The organism is Pseudoduganella dura (genome assembly GCF_009727155.1).
In the GTDB taxonomy this organism is placed as follows: domain Bacteria; phylum Pseudomonadota; class Gammaproteobacteria; order Burkholderiales; family Burkholderiaceae_D; genus Rugamonas; species Rugamonas dura.
Genome location: NZ_WNWM01000002.1, coordinates 4,733,846 through 4,756,021 on the forward strand (window position 1 = coordinate 4,733,846; position 22,176 = coordinate 4,756,021).

Annotated in this window: 20 protein-coding genes; 14 read left to right on the plus strand and 6 right to left on the minus strand. The window is 65.6% G+C overall.

The genetic code is table 11. From position 1 onward, the window contains the following. Positions 1 to 1,353 carry a sulfite reductase subunit alpha gene (locus tag GJV26_RS20680; RefSeq protein ID WP_155710622.1) on the plus strand — a complete coding sequence of 451 codons (1,353 nt, stop codon included), beginning with the start codon at positions 1 to 3 and terminating at the stop codon, positions 1,351 to 1,353. Positions 1,354 to 1,572: 219 nt separating this feature from the next. Here the strand turns inward: GJV26_RS20680 and GJV26_RS20685 are convergent, their stop codons facing one another. From GJV26_RS20685 to GJV26_RS20710, 6 genes are all read right to left on the minus strand, one after another. After that, a complete protein-coding gene (locus GJV26_RS20685; RefSeq protein WP_155710623.1) occupies positions 1,573 to 2,757 on the minus strand; it encodes a DUF2325 domain-containing protein in 1,185 nt (394 codons plus the stop codon). Between the two features lie 2 nt (positions 2,758 to 2,759). After that, positions 2,760 to 3,086, minus strand: coding sequence for a hypothetical protein (locus tag GJV26_RS20690; RefSeq protein ID WP_155710624.1), 327 nt, complete (start codon positions 3,084 to 3,086; stop codon positions 2,760 to 2,762). A gap of 48 nt (positions 3,087 to 3,134) precedes the next feature. Further along, the gene (gene hemP / locus GJV26_RS20695; RefSeq protein WP_229419374.1) at positions 3,135 to 3,311 is read right to left on the minus strand and encodes a hemin uptake protein HemP; all 177 of its coding nucleotides are present in this window, start codon (positions 3,309 to 3,311) and stop codon (positions 3,135 to 3,137) included. A gap of 182 nt (positions 3,312 to 3,493) precedes the next feature. After that, positions 3,494 to 4,297, minus strand: coding sequence for a Crp/Fnr family transcriptional regulator (locus GJV26_RS20700; RefSeq protein WP_155712622.1), 804 nt, complete (start codon positions 4,295 to 4,297; stop codon positions 3,494 to 3,496). Positions 4,298 to 4,723: 426 nt separating this feature from the next. Further along, positions 4,724 to 5,368 (minus strand): response regulator, encoded by a 645-nt coding sequence (locus GJV26_RS20705; protein ID WP_131144470.1) that lies wholly within the window; start codon positions 5,366 to 5,368, stop codon positions 4,724 to 4,726. A gap of 109 nt (positions 5,369 to 5,477) precedes the next feature. Then, complete coding sequence (locus GJV26_RS20710; RefSeq protein WP_155710626.1) at positions 5,478 to 5,945, minus strand: universal stress protein; 468 nt, start codon at positions 5,943 to 5,945, stop codon at positions 5,478 to 5,480. A 342-nt stretch (positions 5,946 to 6,287) separates the two neighbouring features. Between GJV26_RS20710 and GJV26_RS20715 the strand changes: the two genes are divergently transcribed. The 13 genes from GJV26_RS20715 (at position 6,288) to accD (ending at position 22,085) form a co-directional block, all read left to right on the plus strand. Then, on the plus strand, positions 6,288 to 7,142 hold the full coding sequence (locus tag GJV26_RS20715) for a protein phosphatase CheZ (protein ID WP_155710627.1): 855 nt from the start codon (positions 6,288 to 6,290) through the stop codon (positions 7,140 to 7,142). Then, positions 7,142 to 9,052 (plus strand): chemotaxis protein CheA, encoded by a 1,911-nt coding sequence (locus GJV26_RS20720; RefSeq protein ID WP_155710628.1) that lies wholly within the window; start codon positions 7,142 to 7,144, stop codon positions 9,050 to 9,052. Before GJV26_RS20715 ends, GJV26_RS20720 begins: the two co-directional genes overlap by 1 nt. A 327-nt stretch (positions 9,053 to 9,379) precedes the next feature. Next, positions 9,380 to 10,783, plus strand: coding sequence for a 3-isopropylmalate dehydratase large subunit (leuC, locus tag GJV26_RS20725; RefSeq protein WP_189441771.1), 1,404 nt, complete (start codon positions 9,380 to 9,382; stop codon positions 10,781 to 10,783). Positions 10,784 to 10,867: 84 nt separating this feature from the next. Next, on the plus strand, positions 10,868 to 10,990 hold the full coding sequence (locus GJV26_RS20730) for an entericidin A/B family lipoprotein (RefSeq protein WP_155710630.1): 123 nt from the start codon (positions 10,868 to 10,870) through the stop codon (positions 10,988 to 10,990). Positions 10,991 to 11,034: 44 nt separating this feature from the next. Then, complete coding sequence (gene leuD / locus GJV26_RS20735) at positions 11,035 to 11,682, plus strand: 3-isopropylmalate dehydratase small subunit (protein WP_155710631.1); 648 nt, start codon at positions 11,035 to 11,037, stop codon at positions 11,680 to 11,682. Positions 11,683 to 11,693: 11 nt separating this feature from the next. Continuing rightward, entirely contained in the window at positions 11,694 to 12,767 is a 1,074-nt protein-coding gene (gene leuB, locus GJV26_RS20740) for a 3-isopropylmalate dehydrogenase (RefSeq protein WP_155710632.1), read from the plus strand. 69 nt (positions 12,768 to 12,836) lie between these two features. After that, entirely contained in the window at positions 12,837 to 13,964 is a 1,128-nt protein-coding gene (asd, locus tag GJV26_RS20745) for an aspartate-semialdehyde dehydrogenase (protein WP_155710633.1), read from the plus strand. Positions 13,965 to 14,318: 354 nt separating this feature from the next. Beyond that, on the plus strand, positions 14,319 to 17,207 hold the full coding sequence (locus tag GJV26_RS20750) for a motility hub landmark protein FimV (RefSeq protein ID WP_155710634.1): 2,889 nt from the start codon (positions 14,319 to 14,321) through the stop codon (positions 17,205 to 17,207). A gap of 72 nt (positions 17,208 to 17,279) precedes the next feature. Further along, a complete protein-coding gene (gene truA / locus GJV26_RS20755) occupies positions 17,280 to 18,104 on the plus strand; it encodes a tRNA pseudouridine(38-40) synthase TruA (RefSeq protein WP_155710635.1) in 825 nt (274 codons plus the stop codon). 21 nt (positions 18,105 to 18,125) lie between these two features. After that, the gene (locus tag GJV26_RS20760; RefSeq protein WP_155710636.1) at positions 18,126 to 18,800 is read left to right on the plus strand and encodes a phosphoribosylanthranilate isomerase; all 675 of its coding nucleotides are present in this window, start codon (positions 18,126 to 18,128) and stop codon (positions 18,798 to 18,800) included. A 57-nt stretch (positions 18,801 to 18,857) separates the two neighbouring features. Further along, complete coding sequence (gene trpB / locus GJV26_RS20765; RefSeq protein WP_155710637.1) at positions 18,858 to 20,111, plus strand: tryptophan synthase subunit beta; 1,254 nt, start codon at positions 18,858 to 18,860, stop codon at positions 20,109 to 20,111. A gap of 120 nt (positions 20,112 to 20,231) precedes the next feature. Then, the gene (trpA, locus tag GJV26_RS20770) at positions 20,232 to 21,029 is read left to right on the plus strand and encodes a tryptophan synthase subunit alpha (protein ID WP_155710638.1); all 798 of its coding nucleotides are present in this window, start codon (positions 20,232 to 20,234) and stop codon (positions 21,027 to 21,029) included. A gap of 183 nt (positions 21,030 to 21,212) precedes the next feature. After that, the gene (gene accD, locus GJV26_RS20775; RefSeq protein WP_155710639.1) at positions 21,213 to 22,085 is read left to right on the plus strand and encodes an acetyl-CoA carboxylase, carboxyltransferase subunit beta; all 873 of its coding nucleotides are present in this window, start codon (positions 21,213 to 21,215) and stop codon (positions 22,083 to 22,085) included. The last annotated feature ends 91 nt before the right edge of the window (positions 22,086 to 22,176 follow it).

Consider the following 22,176-nt stretch of genomic DNA (forward strand, 5'->3'; position numbering starts at 1 on the left):
ATGATTTTGACGAACGATACGGCCCGGCTGGCGCTGACCGCCGCCTGCTTCGCCGCGTATGGCGTCACCTGTTTCCTGCCATGGCTGCGCACGCGCCGCAAGCGTGCCGCCATGGCCGCCGCAGGCGATGCTGCCGGATGGATCGTCGCCTATGCAAGCCAGACCGGCAACGGCGAGGAACTCGCGCAGCAGACCGCGGCCACGCTGCGGCTGGCCGGTATCGGCGTGCGGGTGATCGAGCTGGGCGATGTGACCGCCGCCGCGCTGCAGGGTGCGGAACGGGCGCTGTTCATCGCCAGCACGTACGGCGAAGGCGATGCGCCCGATGGCGGCGCCGCATTCGCCGGCAAGCTGATGACACGCCCGTTGCCGCTGCCGCGGCTGCATTACGGCGTGCTGGCGCTCGGCGACAGCAGCTATGCGCATTTCTGCGGGTTCGGCCGCGCGCTGGACGCTTGGCTGAGCGCCCAAGGCGCGCAGCCGCTGTTTCCCCGCGTGGAAGTGGACCGCGGCGCGACGGCCGACCTGGCGCCGTGGCGCCAGCACCTGTCGCACCTGGCCGGCACCAGCGATGCGCCGGACTGGGAAGCGCCGGCGTTCACGCCGTGGCGCCTGGCGGAGCGGCGGCTGATGAATCCGGGCAGCGCCGGCGGCGCCGTCTTCCATATCGAACTGGAACCCGTTGCCGGTGCGTTGCCGGCCTGGCAGTCGGGCGACCTGGTGCAGGTGGCGCCGCCGGCGCAGCCGGACCGGCCGCGCGAGTACTCGATCGCGTCGGTGCCGGGCGATGGCCGGGTCCACCTGCTGGTGCGCTTGCACCAGCACGCCGACGGCAGCGCCGGCATCGCTTCCGGCTGGCTGTGCGGCGAGGCCGCCGTCGGCGAACCCGTGCCGCTGCGGCTGCGCCAGCACCGCCGCTTCCGGCTCGAAGGCAATGCGGCGCGGCCACTGATCCTGATCGGCAACGGCAGCGGCCTCGCCGGGTTGCGCGGCCACTTGCGCGCGCGCGCTGCCGCCGGGCAGGGCCGCAACTGGCTGCTGTTCGGCGAACGCCAGCGCGCCCACGACCTGCACTATGGCGACGAGCTGGCAACGTGGCAGGAACAGGGGCGGCTCGAACGGCTCGACCTGGCCTTCTCGCGCGATGGCGGCGAGCGCATGTACGTGCAGGACCTGCTGCCGCCCGCCGCGGGCACGCTGCGCGCGTGGATCGCCGACGGCGCCGCGATCTATGTCTGCGGCAGCCTGGAAGGCATGGCCGGCGGCGTCGACCGCGCGCTGCGCGAGATCCTCGGCGACGGCACCGTCGATGCGCTGGCGACCGAAGGCCGCTACCGGCGCGACGTGTACTGAGCCAGCTACAAGCCCAGGCGCCAGACGCAGCAAGGTGTAGCAAATCCACAACGGGACAGTCCGGATCGCCGGACCGCCCAACTTTTTACAACGCAGCAAATCCACAACAGGGACAGCCGGATCGCCGGACCGCCCCATTTTATACAACGCTTCCGCTGGGCAAAAAAAGCCCCGCGCGAGGCGGGGCCGGGAAATTCCGCGAGGAGGCGGATGAGAGGTTCAGGGCGTCAGTTCCTCGAGCCCGCGCTGCAGGCTGGAGATGCTGGGGTTTTCGATGAACACGCATTGCTTGCCGGTGCGCTTGCAGAAATCCTTGACGCGCCAGTAGGCGCTGTGGCTGATGCAGCCCGTCTGGCAGATCACCAGGTCGGCCGCGGCGAGGCTGGCCTCGAGCTTGCCCGCGTTGTCTTCCAGGCCGCCGTCGTGGTGGGCGAACTGGGCACCGGCCCGTTCGATCAGCGTGCGGTAGGAAGCCACGTTGCCGCTGCGTCCGCCCACGCACAGGATGCTGCGTTCGGCCAGCCGGATCGGCATCCGGACCACGTGCTCGACCACCTTGGCGGCCTGCATGGGTTCGTCGTCGCGCACCGGACTTTGTGCCTGCGCCTGCGCCTGGGCTTGCGCAAGTTCACGCCGCAGTTCGGCCACCTGTTCGCGCAGCAGCCGCTCGCGCTCGTCGCTTTGGGCGAGCCGCTGCGTCAGCCGCTCGCGCGACGGCAGATCCGGGATGGCTTCGCGCAACCCCTCCAGTTCCAGGCGCAGCGCATCGATCGTGCTGTCGCGGTTGACCAGCTGGGCGCGCAATTGCATCAGCATGCCGGCATGGCGTTCCTGTTCGGCCGTGCGCTCGAGCTGCACGGCGGCACTGCGGTGCTGCACCTTCGCCAGTTCGCGCGCCAGTTGTCCGTTTTCCTCGACCACCGCGTTGAAGCGGGTGATGTCGGCCCGCACGCAGGCACCGGCCTGGTGCTGGATCATGTGCAGGTCGCGGCACATGCGTTCTTCCAGCTCGGGCGCGCAGCGGGGATGCGTCAGGCCGGCCCAGAATGCGCCGGCCACGTCGCCACCGGCGACCGCGGCCTGCCACAGCTCGGCCACGCCGTCCGTCGTGCGCGCGGCGCGGAAGCGCCCGATCACCACCGCATAGCGGCGTTCGAGTTCCTTCTGCAGGCTTTCGGATAACCGGTTGCGCGTGCCGCATTCGCTGACCGCGCCGACGTGGATCTCGTAATCGTCCGCGATCACCTTGCCGCCGGTAACCTTGCCGACCAGCTTGCGCAACGTGCCGATGGGCAGCGATACGCCCACCAGCGGGCAGTGGCAGGTATGGCCCAGTTCCCAGATGCGGCGCCGGCGCGATGCCTGCGCTTCCTGCGGCGGCGTGGCCGCGTGCTTGTCGCACATGGTCACACCGCCTGCGGTGCGGGACGGCCGCGCGCCATCAGCCGCGCCAGGAAACCGTCATCCTTCTTTGGCGGCGGCAGCGTGCGCTCGACAACGCCGGCCCATTGCTCGGACAACTGCTGGCAGGTGGCCGCCAGCACGGGCGACAGGCCCGGCAGGGCAGCCAGCGCCTTCAGGTGGCGCTCGATGACGGAGGCCAGCTTCACGCAGCCCTTGCCTTCGGCCGTGTAGTGGGACATCAGGTGCAGCACGGCGGACAGCATCAGCTCGGGCTGCTGGCTGCCGGCGGCGGGCGCCAGGCAGATCGGATCGGTATGGTCGATGGCCATCGGACTCTCCTCGAAAACGATGCAGCTGGCGGCGGCTGGCTGAAATGATTAGGCGGTGAGGATCAGCTTGTTCAGCTGCGTGATGCGGAGGCGGTAGATGCGCCCCGCATGCTCGATTTCCACCTCACGCTGATCCTGCATCAGGCCGGTGGTGGTGAGGCGTTTCACGGGAACGGGCTGCCGGGCAGGAGACACGGGCTTGTTTTGATTGGCTTGGGTCTGCATGGTCATTTCGCCTTAAATAAGAATGATTCGCATTTGCATTATTGGCTACCACTGCCATAAATGCAAGCGTTTTCTAGCGGCTGTTTGCAGCAACGAAGAAACCCTGCAGATGCCGGGAGCAGGCGCAAAAAAAGGCCCGCCGAAGCGGGCCCAAGCTGGGTGAGGTAAGAATTGGGCGGCGGTCAGACAGTGGCCACCAGTTGCACCGGCGGCACAGGCGCGGCTTCGGCGGCGGCCTTGGCGCGGGCAGCGGTCGCCTTGCTGCGGGAACGCGAGGGCGGCAGGCGGCGCAGGGTTTTCAGCGCGTCCGGGTCCTTGATGCCGATCGTGCGCTGGTCGACGGTAATCAAGCCGATTTCGTTGAAGGCCGACAGCGTGCGGCTCACCGTTTCCAGTGTGAGGCCCAGGTAGCTGCCGATTTCATGACGCGTCATGCGCAGGTTGAACAGCTTGCTCGAATAACCCATCTGGGCGAAACGGTCGGCCAGCGACACGAGGAAGCGCGCCACGCGGGCTTCGGCACTGAGCGCGCCCAGCATGCCGATCATTGCCTGTTCGCGCACCAGTTCGCGGCTCATCACGCCATACATCATGTGTTCCAGTTCCACGTGCACGCGGCCCAGGGCGGTCAGCTTCTTGAACGGCAGCAGGATCAGGTCGCAGTCGGACAGCGCGACCGCTTCGGACGAGTAATGCCGGCTGTGGATGCCATCGACGCCCAGCATGTCGCCTTTCATCGGGAAGCTCAGCACCTGCTCGTTGCCGAATTCATCGATCAGTACGGTTTTCAGGAAGCCGGAATTCACGATATACAGCGTATCGAACGGCTGGCCGATGGTGTGGATGCGCTGGCCGGTCTTGAATTGCACATGCTGGAACAGGAGTTCCTCGGCATTGACGGAGCAGGCCGCCGGAATGTGCAGGAGGTCGCAGACTTCCTTCAGGTTCGACCAGAGACGGCCCTGGCGCTGGCGCCCTGCCTCCATGGCAGGCGATTGGCCAGCGGGTGCGGCGACTCGGGTTTCGGACATTTGCGTAGGGAGCATGCTGATCTCCTGGTTTCAGGTCATGTATGTTCGGATTTAAAAGTGGCGATTTATCGCTGTTTTAAGGCTCGGCATTCGAAAACGTTTTAACTTTGGACTGTCAGTTCTTTTTTGGTTGTCGCCGTGCTCTGTCGGACATTCTCTCGAAATTCACTTGAGAATTCAGGTGAGGATTCAAGTAAGCATCCGAGTGGATTTGCGGCAACTCGCTTTTGAATGGTTTCAGTATGCCAACCGAGGGGGGGTATGGATATCGGTATGCGCTGAATATGCCCGTAGGAGCCAGCTACAACCTGTAGGAATACTCCTACTGACCAAGATGGTGTTTCAGAGTGAGAGCGGGGGAGCGCGCGCGAACGCGGCGGGTCAGGATTTGAACGGCGACAGCAGCTTATGCGCAACAGCGTATTGAACCATTTCCGACAATGAACTCATTCCCATTTTCTGCATGATGCGGGTTTTGTGAGTACTGACGGTTTTTACCGACAGGTGCAGGCTGTTGGCGATTTCGGTAATCGACTTGCCTGAAACAAGTAATGAGAAAACTTCGAACTCGCGGTCGGACAGCTGTTTATGCAGCAGGCTTTCATTGGGCATCATGATATTCAGTGCCAGCTGCTCCGCGACTTCCGTACTGATATAAGGCCGGCCCGATGCCACCTTGCGAATGGCGCCCACCAGCTGGGTGCCGGCGCTTTCCTTCGTCAGGTAACCCTGGGCGCCGGCGCGGATCGCGCGCACCGCGTATTGCTCCTCTTCGTGCATCGTGAGGATCAGCACGTTGAGCTTGGGGGCTTCGCTGCGGATCTGGCGGATCAGGTCGACGCCGCTGCGGCCCGGCATCGACAGGTCGAGCAGCAGCAGGTCGAAGCCACCCTGGCGCACATGGCGCAGCACCTCGAATCCATCGACGGCTTCACCGACGATATCGATGTCCGGCGCGCCGTCGAGGATGCGCTTGAGGCCTTCGCGCATGATGGTGTGGTCGTCTGCTATGACTATTCTGATCATGGGTGGTTCGGTGAAACTGCGGTGATGCCTTCGTTGCCAATGGCCCGACGATGCACAGGACTTTGCACCGGACACTGCGGCAGCATGGCGTGGGGCAGGCGATGCGTGATCATTCCGGCACGGGTTCCTTCAGCAGCCGGTGCACGAGCACGGGTATTTTCGAATGCGACAGTACCTTGTTGGTGACGCTGCCCAGCAACAACTGGCCCCAGCCGCTGCGGCCGTGGGAGCCGATGAAGATCAGGTCGCAGCCCGCCTTTTCGGCGATCTCGACGATCTTCAATGCCGCGCTTTCGGAAAACGCCGTCATGCTTTCGCACCGCAGGCCCTTCCTGGCGCACGAATCGACGATCGACTGCACATGATCGCGGCCGGCGCGGGCCATTGCGGCACGGTACTCTTCCTCGCTCGGGTAGCTGGGCGGAATGATCTCGACATAGATCGGATATTGGTATTCCGGCGCGACGAACAGCGCAAGCACCTCGGCGCCGAGCTGGTGGGCAAACGAGACGCCGGCGCAGGCGGTCATGCGGGATACGGCGGAACCGTCGGTGGTAATCAGAATTTTCCGGTACATACCAGCTCCCTGGAAGACATGCGCTCTTGCATTGTAGTCTCGAATGGCGCTCTTGTCTGGATGTAAAGACTTGATCTTTCTCAATAGAGAGATGAGCTTGGTACAAGCTTGCCGGGCTCGCCATATTTGTATATGACAAACACCCGCGCCGTCCGGCGACCCAAATACAACAGAAAAACCGGCTTTTTCAGTTGCCGCACAGGATTGATCCGGCCAGGATTGAACAAGCGGACGGCCCCCTGCTACACTCGCGGAAGTGCGTTAATATTGCCGAGCGTCATCAAGACGGACCCACAGGCAGTTGATACGAAAGCATTTTTTGATTATGGAGAAGCAGGGATTATGACCGACGCCGCTGATGATTTCGACGCATTGTTCGAGGAAGTGTCCGCGCAGCGCGCCAGTGCCGCCCCGGCACCGGCACCGGCCCCCGCGCCGGCCGCCGCCACCGCTGACGACGACCTGGAAAGTCTGTTCGACGAGATCGCGTCGACTCGTCCCCCGGCGCCTGCCGCCGCGGCCGCTGCCGCCGCCGCCGCCGCGGTTGCCGTGCCGGCCGGCGATGCGCCAGCCGCCGACGATGGCCAGCAGGATGGCACCATGTTTGAACGGCTGGGCGGCATTGTCCGCCTGTTGCACGACTCGTTGCGCGAACTGGGCTACGACAAGGCGCTGACCGAGGCCTCGACCCAGATCGTCGATGCGCAGGACCGCCTGGAATACGTGGCCTCGCTGACCGAGCAGGCCGCCAACAAGGTATTGAACACGCTCGACGACGGCATGCCGGCACAGGATGTGCTGTCGAAGAAGTCGAAGCAAATGGAAGAACGCTGGGCCGCGCTGTTCGACGGCAAGCTCAGCATTGAAGAATTCAAGACGCTGGCGGGCGATTCGCGTTCGTTCGCGCAGGCCGTGTCGGAAGCCACCGAGGCGGAGAAGGCCCGCCTGCTGGAAATCATGATGGCGCAGGACTTCCAGGACATCACCGGCCAGCTGATCAAGAAGGTGGTCATCATCACCAAGACCGTCGAGTCGGAACTGGCCCAGCTGCTGAAAGATAATGCGCCGCCGGACAAGCGCGAGCTGATTGCGCAGAAAGAGGCCCTGGAAGTGTCGTTGATGAGTGGCCCGTCGGCCCCGTCCGTGGCACTGAACCAGGACAATGTGGACGATCTGCTTGCCGACCTGGGGTTCTGATGGACGATATGCTCAAGGAGTTCGTCGTCGAGGCGATGGACCTGGCGGTCAATGTCGAGGAGCACCTGCTGCGCCTCGAACGCGATCCGCAGAACAAGGAAACGCTGAACGCCGTGTTTCGCTCGTTCCACACGATCAAGGGTGGCGCGGGTTTCATGAACCTCGGCGCGCTCGTATCGGCCTGCCACCTGACCGAAAACCTGTTCGACGCGTTGCGTACCGGTGCCGCGCCGGTCACGCCGCTGTCGATCGAGGCGGCCCTGCAGGCGTCCGGCTTCGTGGCCGACCAGCTGGCCGAACTGAATAACGGTGCCTCGCCGGAAAGCATGGGGCCGATGCCGGCCGACCTGGAAGCGATCCTGAACCAGGCGATCGAAGGCAAGGAAAGCTCGGCCAAGCCGGTTGCCAAGGCCGCTCCCGCACCGGCTGCCGCGCCAGCGCCTGTGTCCGCGGCGCCTGCCCCGGCACGCGCGCCATCGGCCGACGGTCTCGACTGGGAGTCGATGTACGAAGCGGTCGTGCCGCCGGGTACCTACAGCCGCCCGGCCGGCGCGCCCGCTCCCGTGGCCGTGCCCGCCGCCCCTGTCGCAGCCGCTGCCGCCACCGCAGCTGCACCGGCGGTGCAAGCGCCCGCCGCGGCCGCACCGGCCGCCGATACGGCGCCCGGCGGCAAGAAATGGGACGGCGTCGAGCGCCGTGACGAAAAGGCCGCCCATGCCGCGCCCGCCAAGGAAGAAAGCATCCGCATCGATGCGGTCAAGCTCGATGCGCTGCTGGAAGTGGCCGGCGAATCGGTGCAGGCCGCCAACCAGGCCGCCGTGCTGCTGGAACGCCTGCAGCAGTTCAAGTTCGAAGGCCAGGCCGCCACGCTGATGTCGGCGCTGACCGAAACGCTGGAACGCGCGTCGCGCTATTCGACGGAGCTGCAGCGCGCCACGCTGGCGACCCGCATGCAGCCGGTCGGCCGCCTGTTCCAGAAATTCCCGCGCCTGGTGCGCGAGCTGGCGAAGGACCTGGGCAAGGAAGTCGAGCTGGTCATCGAAGGCGCGGAAACGGAAGTGGACCGCGTGGTCGTCGACAGCCTGTACGATCCGCTGGTGCACATGCTGCGCAATGCGCTCGACCACGGGGTCGAAGGGCCGGATTCCCGTATTGCCGCCGGCAAGAATCCAAAGTCCACCATCCTGCTGAAGGCGTGGCAGGAAGCCAACAGCGTGATGATCGTGCTGCAGGACGACGGCAAGGGCATGGACCCGATCGCGCTGCGCCGCAAGGCGGGCGAGAAGGGCCTGATCTCGCCGACCGCGAACATGACGGACGAAGAGTCGTACCAGCTGGTGTTCCTGCCGGGCTTCTCGACCAAGGAAGTGGCATCGTCGGTGTCCGGCCGCGGGGTGGGCATGGACGTGGTCAAGACCGCCGTCGAGAAGAACCGTGGCGCGATCCACATCGAATCCGCGCTCGGCAAGGGCACGAAATTCGCGATCCGCCTGCCGATCGAACTGTCGATCGTGCCGACGATGCTGGTGTCGACCTCCGGCGCGCTGCTGGCGCTGCCGATGGCCGTCGTCGAGCGCGTGGTGGAATTGCCGGAAAACTTCTCCGAAGTGGGCGGTGCGCCGGTACTGAAGGACCAGGGCCGGCCGCTGCCGGTGCGTTCGCTGGCCAGCGCGCTCGGTTACGAGCTGTCGGCCGAACGCGTGGGCATCGTCATCAACGCGCCGCAGCCGTACATCCTCGCCGTGGGCGCCGTCGACGGTACCGCCGACCTGGTGATCAAGCCGATGACGGCGCTCACCGTGGAAGGGGTCACCGGCACCGCGCGTTCGGCCGAAGGCGATCTGGTGCTGGTCGTGGGCCTATCGTTCCTGATGGATGGTTGCAGGAGCAGCGTGCGCATGGCAGCATAACAAGTTCGCCAAGCAAGTCACCTGAAAAAGCCTGCGACGCCATCGCAGGCTTTTTTTACGACTAAAATATTGCCTTTACGGCGGCGATCCGGCGATCCGGCGGATCCCCGGCTTACATTTTTGAAATCTTGCCGAAAACGGTGGGCGGCCCGCCGGAGCGTTCCAAGCACTGTTTTCAGCAGCATTTTTGCAACACCGGCGCCCTAGGCGCGCAGCACGAGAATGCAAGGGACAGCGGCCCAAAAGGCGGAAAGTCGGCTTGTTTTGCAGCGCACAAACTGTGGCATAATCAAAATGGAACTTTCACCACACAGGCAGCAAGCAGCAATCATGAAGACGCTTTACGACAAACTCTGGGAATCGCATGTGGTGCGCACGGAGGAAGACGGCACCGCCATCCTGTACATCGACCGCCACCTCGTGCACGAAGTCACCAGCCCGCAGGCCTTTGACGGCCTGCGCGCCGCCCATCGCCCGCTGTGGCGCCTGTCCGCCAACCTGGCCGTGGCCGACCACAACGTGCCCACCACCGACCGCTCGCACGGCATCGAGGATCCCATCTCGCGCCTGCAGGTCGAAACGCTGGACAGCAACACCAAGGAGTACGGTGTCACGTACTTCAACATGAACGACAAGCGCCAGGGCATCGTGCACGTGATCGGCCCCGAGCAGGGCGCCACGCTGCCCGGCATGACGGTGGTCTGCGGCGACTCGCACACCTCCACCCATGGCGCATTCGGCGCGCTGGCGCACGGCATCGGCACCTCGGAAGTCGAGCACGTGCTGGCCACGCAGACCCTGCTGGCGAAGAAATCGAAAGCGATGCTGGTGCAGGTCGACGGCCCGTTGCTGCCCGGCGTGACCGCGAAGGATATCGTGCTGGCCGTGATCGGCAAGATCGGCACGGCCGGCGGTACCGGCTATGCGATCGAGTTCGGCGGCTCCACGATCCGCGCGCTGTCGATGGAAGGCCGGATGACGGTCTGCAACATGGCGATCGAAGCGGGCGCCCGCGCCGGCATGATCGGCGTCGACGACACAACGATCGATTATGTGAAGGGCCGCCCGTTCGCACCGGTGGGCCCCCACTGGGACCGCGCGGTCGAATACTGGCGCACGCTGCACACCGAGCCGGGCGCGAAGTTCGACCTGGTCGTCACGCTGAACGCGGCGGACATCAGGCCGCAGGTCACCTGGGGCACGTCGCCCGAGATGGTGGTGGCGATCGATGGCCGCGTGCCCGATCCCGACCAGGAGCACGATGCCGTCAAGCGCGATGCGATGGAAAAGGCGCTGGTCTACATGAACCTGAAGCCGAACACGCCGATCGAGGATATCCGCATCGACAAGGTGTTCATCGGCTCGTGCACCAACTCGCGCATCGAGGATCTGCGCGCCGCCGCCGCCGTGGTGCGCGGCAAGCAGCGCGCCTCGAACGTGAAGCTGGCGCTGGTGGTGCCCGGTTCCGGCCTGGTCAAGGAACAGGCCGAGCGCGAGGGGCTGGACACGATCTTCAGGGCCGCCGGCTTCGAATGGCGCGAGCCGGGCTGCTCGATGTGCCTGGCGATGAATGCCGACCGCCTCGAACCGGGCGAACGCTGCGCCTCGACGTCGAACCGCAATTTCGAAGGCCGCCAGGGCCAGGGCGGGCGTACCCACCTGGTATCGCCCGCGATGGCGGCCGCGGCCGGTATTGCCGGCCACTTCGTCGACGTTCGCGCGATCCGCTAAGTCGATGTTCCGGGGCTGCGCGCACCGCGCGCCCCGAGGCAGCAATACATTCATCCAAGACGCATCAGCCAGAGCCTACGAATCATGAAAACCCTGTTCGCCATCGCCATCGCCACCATCGTCCTCACCGGCTGCAACACCGTTGCCGGCTTCGGCAAGGACGTGCAGAAGGTGGGCCAGGCCGTCGAAGGCGCCGGCAGAAAATAACACGCCGCACGGCACATGCCGCCGTGCGCAACCGAAAGAGCAGCATGGAAAAATTTACGATCTACGAGGGCCTGGTGGCCCCGCTCGACCGCGCCAACGTCGATACCGACGCGATCATTCCGAAGCAGTTCCTGAAGTCGATCCGCCGCACGGGCTTCGGCCCCAACCTGTTCGACGAGTGGCGCTACCTGGACCACGGCGAGCCCGGCATGGACAACGAGCGCCGTCCGCTGAACCCGGATTTCGTGCTGAACCAGCCGCGCTACCAGGGCGCGTCGATCCTCCTGACCCGCAAGAATTTCGGCTGCGGCTCGTCGCGCGAACACGCGCCATGGGCCCTGGAGCAGTATGGCTTCCGCGCGGTGCTCGCGCCGAGCTTTGCCGATATCTTCTTTAACAACTGTTTCAAGAACGGCGTGCTGCCGGTCGTATTAACCGAAGCGCAGATCGATCATCTGTTCGACGAAGTCAAGGCATTTCCGGGCTACCGCCTGGTGGTTGACCTTGAGCAACAAGTCATCCGCTCCCAGGACGGCAAGATCTCCTATCCATTCCAGGTCGACGCCTTCCGCAAATACTGCCTGATGAACGGCCTCGACGATATCGGCCTCACGCTGCGCCATGCGGACACCATCCGCGCGTTCGAAGAGCGTCATCTGGCAAGCCAGCCCTGGCTGGCCAACTCGATCTGAAGAACAAGACCATGAAAATCGCAATCCTGCCGGGCGACGGCATCGGCCCGGAGATCGTCGCCCAGGCTGTCAAGGTGCTGAACGCACTCGACGAAAAATTCGAACTGGAAACCGCCCCGGTCGGCGGCGCCGGCTACGAAGCCGCCGGCCACCCGCTGCCGGAAGCCACGCTGGCGCTGGCGAAGGCGGCCGATGCCGTGCTGTTCGGCGCCGTCGGCGACTGGAAGTACGACACGCTGGACCGCCCGCTGCGCCCGGAACAGGCGATCCTCGGCCTGCGCAAGAACCTGGGCCTGTTCGCCAACCTGCGCCCGGCGATCCTGTACCCGGAACTGGCCGGCGCCTCCACGCTCAAGCCCGAAGTGGTGTCGGGCCTCGACATCCTGATCATCCGCGAATTGACTGGCGACATCTATTTCGGCCAGCCGCGCGGCGTGCGCGAATGCCCGGACGGCCCGTTCAAGGGCCAGCGCGAAGGCTTCGACACGATGCGCTATGCCGAAGGCGAAATCCGCCGCATCGCCCACGTGGCGTTCCAGGCCGCGCAAAAGCGCGGCAAGCGCCTGACCAGCGTGGACAAGGCCAATGTGCTGGAAACCTTCCAGTTCTGGAAGGACATCGTCACCGACGTGCACAAGGAATACCCGGACGTGGCGCTGGACCACATGTACGTGGACAACGCCGCGATGCAGCTGGTGCGCGCGCCGAAGAAGTTCGACGTGATCGTCACAGGCAACATGTTCGGCGATATCCTGTCCGACGCGGCGGCGATGCTGACCGGCTCCATCGGCATGCTGCCTTCGGCCTCGCTGGACGCGAACAACAAGGGCCTGTACGAACCGTCGCACGGCTCGGCGCCCGATATCGCCGGCAAGGGCGTGGCCAATCCGCTGGCCACGATCCTGTCCGCCGCGATGATGCTGCGCTATTCGCTGGGCCGTGCCGAACAGGCCGAGCGCATCGAGAACGCCGTCAAGGCCGTGCTGGCGCAGGGCCTGCGCACGCCGGACATCCACGAGGCCGGCACGACGAAGGTGGGCACCGAGCAGATGGGCGACGCGGTCGTGAAAGCGCTGGCTTCCTGAACATCATGTACACCGGACGCGCCGCTGGCGCGTCCGGACAAGACATCCAAAACATCCGAGGGTAATAAAATGAAATTAGTAGGTCTGGTAGGCTGGCGCGGCATGGTGGGCTCGGTCCTGATGCAGCGCATGCAGGAAGAGGGCGATTTCAATCACATCGAACCGGTGTTCTTCTCGACGTCCAACACGGGCGGCGCGGCGCCGAGCTTCGCGAAGAATGAAACCACGCTGAAGGACGCCACCGATATCGACGAACTGAAGCGCTGCGAGATCATCATCTCGTGCCAGGGCGGCGACTACACGAGCGACGTGTTCCCGAAACTGCGCGCGGCCGGCTGGAACGGCTACTGGATCGACGCGGCCTCCACGCTGCGCATGGACAAGGATGCGGTCATCGTGCTGGACCCGGTCAACCTGAACGTCATCAAGGATGCGATGACGAAGGGCGTGAAGAACTTCATCGGCGGCAACTGCACCGTGTCGTGCATGCTGATGGGCCTGGGCGGCCTGTTCAAGGCCAACCTGGTGGACTGGATGACGTCGATGACGTACCAGGCCGCATCGGGCGGCGGCGCGCAGCACATGCGCGAACTGCTGACCCAGTTCGGCACCATCAACGCGTCGGTGAAACCGCTGCTGGACAATCCGGCCGCCGCGATCCTGGAAATCGACCGCCAGGTGCTGGCAACCCAGCATGGCCTGTCGGCCGAGGATACGAAGCAGTTCGGCGTGCCGCTGGCCGGCAACCTGATCCCGTGGATCGACAAGGACCTGAACAACGGCCAGTCGAAGGAAGAGTGGAAGGCCGGCGCCGAGACCAACAAGATCCTCGGCCTGGGCGAAGCGTTCGGCTCGAAGGAAATTCCGGTGGACGGCCTGTGCGTGCGCATCGGCGCCATGCGCTGCCACTCGCAGGCACTGACGATCAAGCTGAACAAGGACGTGCCGCTGGACGAGATCAACGACATCATCGCCAACGACAACCAGTGGGTGAAGTTCGTGCCGAACACGCGCGAAGCATCGGTGCGCGACCTGACTCCGGCGGCCGTCACCGGCAGCCTGACGATCCCGGTCGGCCGCGTGCGCAAGCTGTCGATGGGCCCGGAATACATTTCCGCGTTCACCGTCGGCGACCAGCTGCTGTGGGGCGCCGCCGAGCCGCTGCGCCGCATGCTGCGCATCGTGCTGGACAAGTGATCACGCGGCATTGCGCGACGCGGGTTGCCTTCCCCGGATCGTGAAACAGGAAAACCGGCCTCCAGCGAGGCCGGTTTTTTTACGCCCGCGCGATGGGCATGGGATAATTCGTTGCATTGTGGATACAACTGGCAATCCGCCAGCGGTGCCGGCGGTGGCCGGAAATCCCATGTGGCGCGAAATTTTACACATTGACGAAGCAGCGTCCCATAGAGGGGCGTCGCTTGCATGCTCCGGGGCATGATGTTATGTTGAGACGTCCGGGAGTGCCTTCGTGCCGCCCGCTGCCACGTCGCCATCGCTACGATATTGCTACGATTTTGCTACGATTTTGTTAATCAAACACTAGAAAATATGCCCGTACAAAAACGCTCCAGGGTCGCTTCATTCGCGTTGTCCGCATTGGCCAGCGCCATCATCGGCGCGGCCGCTCTCCCGACGGCCCATGCGGCAGGGCTCGGCAAGCTCACCGTGCTTTCCGCCCTGGGGCAGCCGCTGCGCGCCGAGATCGAACTGACGGCCGTGACGCCGGCCGAGGCGGCCGGCCTGGCGGTGAAGCTGGCGCCGCCCGAAGCCTTCCGGACCGCCAATATCGAGTTCAACCCGGCGCTGCTGAACCTGCGCTTCGACATCGAGCAGCGCGAAGGGCGCCGCTTCATCCGCGTGACGTCGGCGCAGCCGGTCAACGAGCCGTTCGTCGACATGCTGCTCGAGCTGTCGTGGGCCAACGGGCGCCTGGTGCGCGAATACACGTTCCTGCTGGACCCTGCCGAGATGCGCAATGCGCAGTCGCCGCAAGTGGCCGCGCCGGTGGAAGTGAACCGCGCCGTCGCGCAGGCCGGCGCGCCGCAAGCTGCCGCGCCATCCGCACCGCCGGCCGCTGCGCCGCCTGCATCGCCGCCCGCGCCGGCAAACGGGCGGCCTGCCGGGCGCGTGGAAAGCGACGATGTCCGCGTGAAACGGGGCGATACGCTGTCCGGCATCGCGAAGGAGGTCAAGCCGGTCGACGTGTCGCTCGACATGATGCTGGTGGCGCTGTACCGCGCCAACCCCGAGGCGTTCAGTGGCAACAACATGAACCGCCTGAAGTCGGGCAAGATCCTGTCGGTACCGGATGCCGACGCCGTGCGGGCCACCGGGCAAACCGAGGCGCGCCGCATCGTCGTGGCGCACGCGGCGGACTTCAACGCCTACCGTAACCGGCTGGCCGGCCAGGTCGAGGCGGCAACGCCGGCCCAGGCGTCCGAGCCGCAGCAAAGCGCGGGCGGCAAGATCACCACCAAGGTCGAGGAACGGCCGAATGCCGTCAACGAAGCCCGGGACCAGCTGAAGCTGTCGAAGGCCGGCGAAGCTGCCGGCAAGGCCGGGCAGGGCAGTGCGACCGAGGACAAGATCGCCAAGGACCAGCAGGTGGCCGACGCCGCCGCGCGCGTCAAGGAACTCGAAAAGAACGTCAGCGATCTCGAGAACCTGGTGGCGGTGAAGAGCCAGGCCGGCGCCGAGGCGCAGAAAGCCAGCGGCGTGCAGGAACTGGACAACCAGGGCAAACCCGTCGCGGCCGCGCCGCAGCCGGTGGCGCCGGCGGCGGCCCCGGCCAGGCCGGCGGCAACGCCGCCCGCTCCGGCGCCCGTTCCTGCCCCCGCGGACATGGAACCGGGCATCATGGATGCCGTGAAGGACAATATCCAGGCGTTCGGCATCGCGCTGGCCGCTATCCTGGCCGGCACGGCACTGATCCTGGCGCGGCGCCGCAAGTCGGGCGGCACCGCCGTGGCGCAGCGCGCACCGGTCGTCGCGCCGGTCGAACCCGGTACCCAGGCGCAGCCGCTGTATGCCGAGGCGGGCGGCCAGAGCGTCGATACCAGCAACAGCGTGTTCAATTCGAACTTCGCACCGTCCGCCAGCCAGCTCGACATGAACGAAGTCGATCCGGTGGCCGAGGCGGACGTCTATATCGCCTACGGCCGCGATGCGCAGGCCGAGGAAATCCTCAAGGAAGCGCTGCGCACCCATCCGGAACGCCACGCGGCGCGCCTGAAGCTGATGGAAATCTACGCGAACCGCAAGGATCTTCGCGCGTTCGAGGCGCAGGCCAGGGAACTGCATGCGCTGACGAAGGGGCAGGGCGACGAGTGGGCGCAAGCCGCCGCGCTGGGCCGTTCGATCGATGCGGGCAATGGCCTGTACGCGGCGCAGGATGGCGCCGGGCCGCTGGCCGGCACGGCGGTGGCTGCCGGTGCCGCTGCGCTGGCGGCCGACGCCGCGTTCGCCGCCGACGCCGCGCAGCCCGCCACGTCTTCCCCGGGCTTTGCCGCCGTGCTGGACGACGCCGCGCGCAGCCGCGCCATCGCGCCCGAGGCACATGAAGGCCTCGACCTGGACCTGAGCCAGGAACCGGCACCCGAAGCCGCCGTCCATGCGCTCGACTTCGATTTCGCCGAGACGCCCGCACCCGCGCCGGCACCGGCCGACCCGCTGGCGGACTTCGATTTCAGCGACGCCACCGCGCTCCCGGCCGACGCCCCCGCAACTGCGCCGGCAACCGCGTCCGCACAGCCGAAAGTGGCGGACGCCGGCGACGCCGAACACTTCCTCGACTTCGACCTGGGCGGCCTGAATTTCGAGCCGTCGCCGCCGGCGGCGGAGAAGGCGGCTCCGGCTGCCGCGGACGCCACGGCCGATCCATTCGACCTGGCATTCGATGTGCCGCCCGAGGACGAGGCGCAGTTGGCCCCGTCCCCGTCCGAGCCAGCCATGGATTTCGACCTGGACCTGCCCGATGACGGCAGGGCGGCGCCTGCCGCCGCGGCGCCCGGCGCCGATCCGCTGGCCGAACTGGACCTGATGGACTTCGACGTGGCGCCGCCATCCGGCGCCCGGGCGGACGCCGCGCAGCCAGCCGGCAGCGCCGCGCCTGCCACCGATGAATCGGACTTTGCCGTGCCGGACCTGCCGGAGACCCCCGGCGCGGCACCGCCGCCGCCGGAATTCGACCTGTCGGGCATCGACCTCGACCTGGACGAGACGGCCACGCCCCAGCCCGAGGCAGCCACGCCGCCGGCCGCCGCAGCCGCGCCGCTGACACCGCTGCAAATGGAGATGGACACCAAGCTGGACCTGGCGGTCGCCTACCAGGAAATCGGCGACAAGGAAGGCGCGCGCGAATTGCTGGACGAAGTGCTGCGCGGCGGCAGCGACGACCAGGTGGCACGCGCCAACCAGATGCTGGCGCAGCTGGGCTGATGCATTCCGGCCCCATGCCGGCACAGCCCATGCTTGTATAATTCCGGCTCTTTCTTCAGGATTGGGCAGGCATTGAAACGCATCGCATTGGGCGTCCAGTATGACGGCGCCGGCTGGCAGGGGTACCAGGTCCAGCCGCACGGCCAGACCGTGCAGGACAAGCTGGAGGCGGCGATCGAGCGCTTTGCCCGTGTCCATATCGGCACCACCTGTGCCGGCCGCACCGATGCCGGTGTGCATGCGCTGGGGCAGGTCGTGCATTTCGATACCGACCTGCAGCGCGAGACGCATGCCTGGGTGCGCGGCATCAACGCCTTCCTGCCCGAGTCGATCGGCGTGCGCTGGGCCAAGGAGCTGCATGAGGTCATTCCCTATGGCGATGCCGAATTCCAGTCCGACCAGGACTTCCATGCCCGTTTCTCGGCGCGCTCCCGTACCTATCACTACCTGCTGTACAACAACGCGGTGCGCGCGCCGTTGCTGGCCGGCCGCGCCGGCTTCTCGCACCGCCCGCTGGATGTGGAACGGATGCGGACCGCCGTGCGCCCGCTGCTGGGCCGGCACGATTTCTCGGCATTCCGTGCCGCCGGCTGCCAGGCGAAAACGCCGGTCAAGGAAATGTACGAACTCGACATCGAGCGGCACGGCGACATGATCCTCTTCACGCTGCGCGCCAGCGCCTTCCTGCACCACATGGTGCGCAACCTGGTCGGCGCGCTGGTCTACGTGGGCCAGGGCCGCGAAAACACGGACTGGCTGGGCGAACTGCTGGCGAGCGGCAACCGCACGCTGGCCGCGCCCACGTTCATGCCCGACGGGCTGTACCTGGCGCAGATCGAATACGACGGCAGGTGGGGCCTGCCGCAGGAAACCCCGCGCATCCTGCCGGCTTTTTGACGATTGATCGAGAAAATGAGCATGCACCGTACCCGCATCAAGATCTGCGGCCTGACCCGCGAAGAAGACGTGGCCGCCGCCGTGGCCGCCGGGGCCGACGCGATCGGCTTCGTGTTCTACCCGAAGAGCCCGCGCTACGTGACGCCGCAGCGCGCGGCCGAACTGATCGCGATCCTGCCGCCGTTCGTCACCGCGGTCGGCCTGTTCGTCAATGCTTCAGCGCAAGAGGTGGCGGAAATCGTCCGCGTGGCGCCGGTCGGCCTGCTGCAGTTCCATGGCGACGAAACGGCGGACGATTGCGCGCGGGCCGCCGCCGCGGCGAACCGGCCGTTCCTCCGCGTCTTCCGGGTAAAACCATCCACGACCGGCACCGAGCTGCTAGAATACGAAGCACAAAGCCGCGCCTCCTCGTCCCTGTTCACCGGAGTGCTGCTCGATACGTTTGTCGATGCCTATGGCGGCGCAGGAAAGGTTTTCGATTGGTCTCTCATTCCAGAAGAACTCGCGCATCGGGCCGTTTTGAGTGGTGGCTTGAGCGTGCAAAATGCGACTGGCGCGGTGGCGCAGGTTCGCCCGTTCGCGGTTGACGTCAGCAGTGGCGTCGAAGCCGCGAAGGGCATCAAGGATGCCGGCCTGATCGCGCAATTCATTGCCGCGGTCCAGGCCGGCGATGCCACCCCCCGGAACGCCGGCTGAGCTTCGTACAATAATTTTTGTGCAGCAACGGCGTTCCAGCTTCCAGAGAACGCCATCATGACTTTCGCCTCCGATTACACGTCGTCCCTTGCATCGCCGCTGTTCCATGCCACCGATTACCAGCTGCCCGACGCCACCGGCCACTTCGGCCCGTATGGCGGCTCGTTCGTCGCCGAAACGCTGACCTACGCGCTGGCCGAGCTGAACGAAGCCTACGCACGCTACAGCCAGGATCCCGAGTTTCTCGAAGAGTTCCGCTACGAACTGAAGCACTTCGTCGGCCGCCCGTCGCCGATCTATCACGCCAAGCGCTGGTCCGAGATCGCCGGCGGCGCGCAGATCTACTTCAAGCGCGAAGACCTGAACCATACCGGCGCGCACAAGATCAACAACGTCATCGGCCAGGCGCTGCTGGCGAAACGCATGGGCAAGCCGCGCATCATCGCCGAAACCGGCGCCGGCCAGCACGGCGTGGCCACCGCCACGATCTGCGCCCGCTTCGGCCTCGAATGCGTGGTCTACATGGGTTCCGAGGACGTCAAGCGCCAGGCGCAGAACGTCTACCGGATGAAGCTGCTGGGCGCCACCGTCGTGCCTGTCGAATCCGGTTCGAAGACCCTGAAGGATGCGCTGAACGAAGCGATGCGCGACTGGGTCACCAACATCGAAAACACGTTCTACATCATCGGCACCGTGGCCGGCCCGCACCCGTACCCGATGCTGGTGCGCGACTTCCAGTCCGTGATCGGCGAGGAATGCCTGGTGCAGATGCCCGAAATGACCGGCCGCCAGCCCGACTACGTGCTGGCCTGCATCGGCGGCGGTTCGAACGCGATGGGTATTTTCTACCCGTACATCGACCAGAAGGAAACGCAGCTGATCGGTGTGGAAGCGGCGGGCGAGGGCCTCGACACCAGCAAGCACGCGGCCTCGCTGACGAAGGGGTATCCGGGTGTGCTGCACGGCAACCGTACCTACCTGCTGCAGAGCGAAGACGGCCAGATCATCGAAACGCATTCGGTTTCCGCCGGCCTCGACTACCCGGGCGTGGGTCCGGAACACGCCTGGCTGAAGGATTCGGGTCGCGCGCAATATGTGTCGATCACCGACGAGGAAGCTTTGAGCGCGTTCCACGACTGCTGCCACATCGAGGGCATCATCCCCGCGCTGGAATCGTCGCATGCGCTGGCCTATGCGGCCAAGCTGGCCGCCACGCTGCCCAAGGACAAGATCGTGCTGGCCAACCTGTCCGGCCGCGGCGACAAGGACATGCACACCGTGGCCGAGCGGATGGGACTGAAATTCGGCTAGGCAGTTGCCGCCAAGGCGCCCGTTGGCGCCTGCTTCCTCCCCAGTGCATACCCTGGGGCAGGTCCGTCGGGTTCGACCTCGGCTCCTGTCTCCGGGGGTTATCCAGATGAAAGAGAATCCATGTCCCGTATCGCCCAGACCTTCACCGCGCTGAAAGCGCAAGACAAAACCGGTCTCGTGACCTTCATCACCGCCGGCGATCCGTCGCCGGCCAGCACGGTGCCGCTGCTGCACGCCCTGGTGGCGGGCGGCGCCGATGTGCTGGAAATCGGCGTGCCGTTTTCCGACCCGATGGCCGAAGGCCCCGTCATCCAGCGTGCCTGCGAGCGCGCGCTGGTGCATGGCGTGGGCATCCGCCACGTGTTCGAGTACGTGCGCGAATTCCGCAAGACCAACCAGCACACGCCGGTGGTGCTGATGGGCTACGCCAACCCGATCGAGCGCATCGGCGTCGATGCCTTTGTCGAGCAATCGCGCGAGGCGGGCGCGGACGGCGCGATCGTCGTCGATTATCCGCCCGAGGAATGCGAGGAGTTCGCCGCGAAGATGCGTGCGGCCGGGCTTGACCTGATCTTCCTGCTGGCGCCCACGTCGACCGCGGCGCGCATCGCCCAGGTCGCCAAGGTGGGCAGCGGTTTCTCGTACTACGTGTCGCTGAAAGGCGTGACGGGCGCCGGCAACATCGACACCGCCCAGGTGGCCGAGCGGATCGCCGAGATCCGCAAGCACGTCAGCCTGCCGATCGGCGTGGGCTTCGGCATCCGCGATGCCGCCACCGCGAAGGCGCTGGCCGGCGTGGCCGATGCCGTCGTCATCGGCAGCCGGATCATCCAGGAAATCGAGGCCAGCGAGCCGGAGCAGGCCCCGGCCGCCGTGCAGGCGTTCGTGGCCGGCATCCGCCAGGCGCTCGACGAATAAGCTCACTGCCGAGTCCGTGTCACATTGGTGCCTGGCACCAATGTGACACGGACTCGGCCATTCTCCCCGTTGTATGCCGCATGAAATCTCACGGGCGTGCGGAAAATTGCCAAAGTTGAATGTTCGACACGACTGGCGGAAACGGCTACACTTCGCCCCTAAGTTAGAGCAACAGGAGAAAATATGAGCTGGTTGGAAAAACTGCTTCCCCCCCGTATCCAGCGCTCGGACGCGGCCGCCCGCAAGACGATGCCGGAAGGACTGTGGGTCAAGTGCCCCTCCTGCGAGGCCGTCCTGTATCGTACCGACCTCGAGTCGAACCTGCATGTCTGCCCGAAGTGCGACCACCATATGCGCATCCGCGCGCGCGAGCGTCTCGACTCGCTGCTCGACGCCGGCGGCCGCTATGAAATCGGCCAGGAAACGCTGCCGGTCGACTCGCTGAAGTTCAAGGACAGCAAGAAATATCCCGACCGCCTGAAGCAGGCGATGGAAGCCACTGGCGAGACCGATGCGATGGTATGTCTGGGCGGTTCGATCATGAGCCTGCCGGTAGTGGTCGCGTGCTTCGAGTTCGAATTCATGGGTGGCTCGATGGGGTCCGTGGTCGGCGAGCGTTTCGCCCGCGCTGCCCAGGTGGCGCTGGAGCAGAAGGTGCCGTTCATCTGCATTACCGCCACCGGCGGCGCGCGCATGCAGGAAGGCTTGCTGTCGCTGATGCAGATGGCCAAGACCACGTCGATGCTGACCAAGCTGGCCGAGAAAAAGCTGCCGTTCATCAGCGTGCTGACCGATCCCACGATGGGTGGCGTGTCCGCCTCGTTCGCCTTCATGGGCGACGTGGTGATGGCCGAGCCGAAGGCGCTGATCGGCTTTGCCGGCCCGCGCGTGATCGAGAACACGGTGCGCGAGAAGCTGCCGGAAGGCTTCCAGCGTTCCGAATTCCTGCTCACCAAAGGCGCGATCGACATGATCGTCGACCGGCGCAAGATGCGCGAAGAAATCGCCCGCCTGCTGGCGCTGCTGCAAAACCAGGCTGCCGAAGTGCTGGCATAAGCGGCATTGCCAGCAGCCCGAACGGGGCCGGGTCCGGAAAGGACCCGGCCCCGTTGTGCATGGTGCGATAGAATCACGTCTTTCCGCTTTG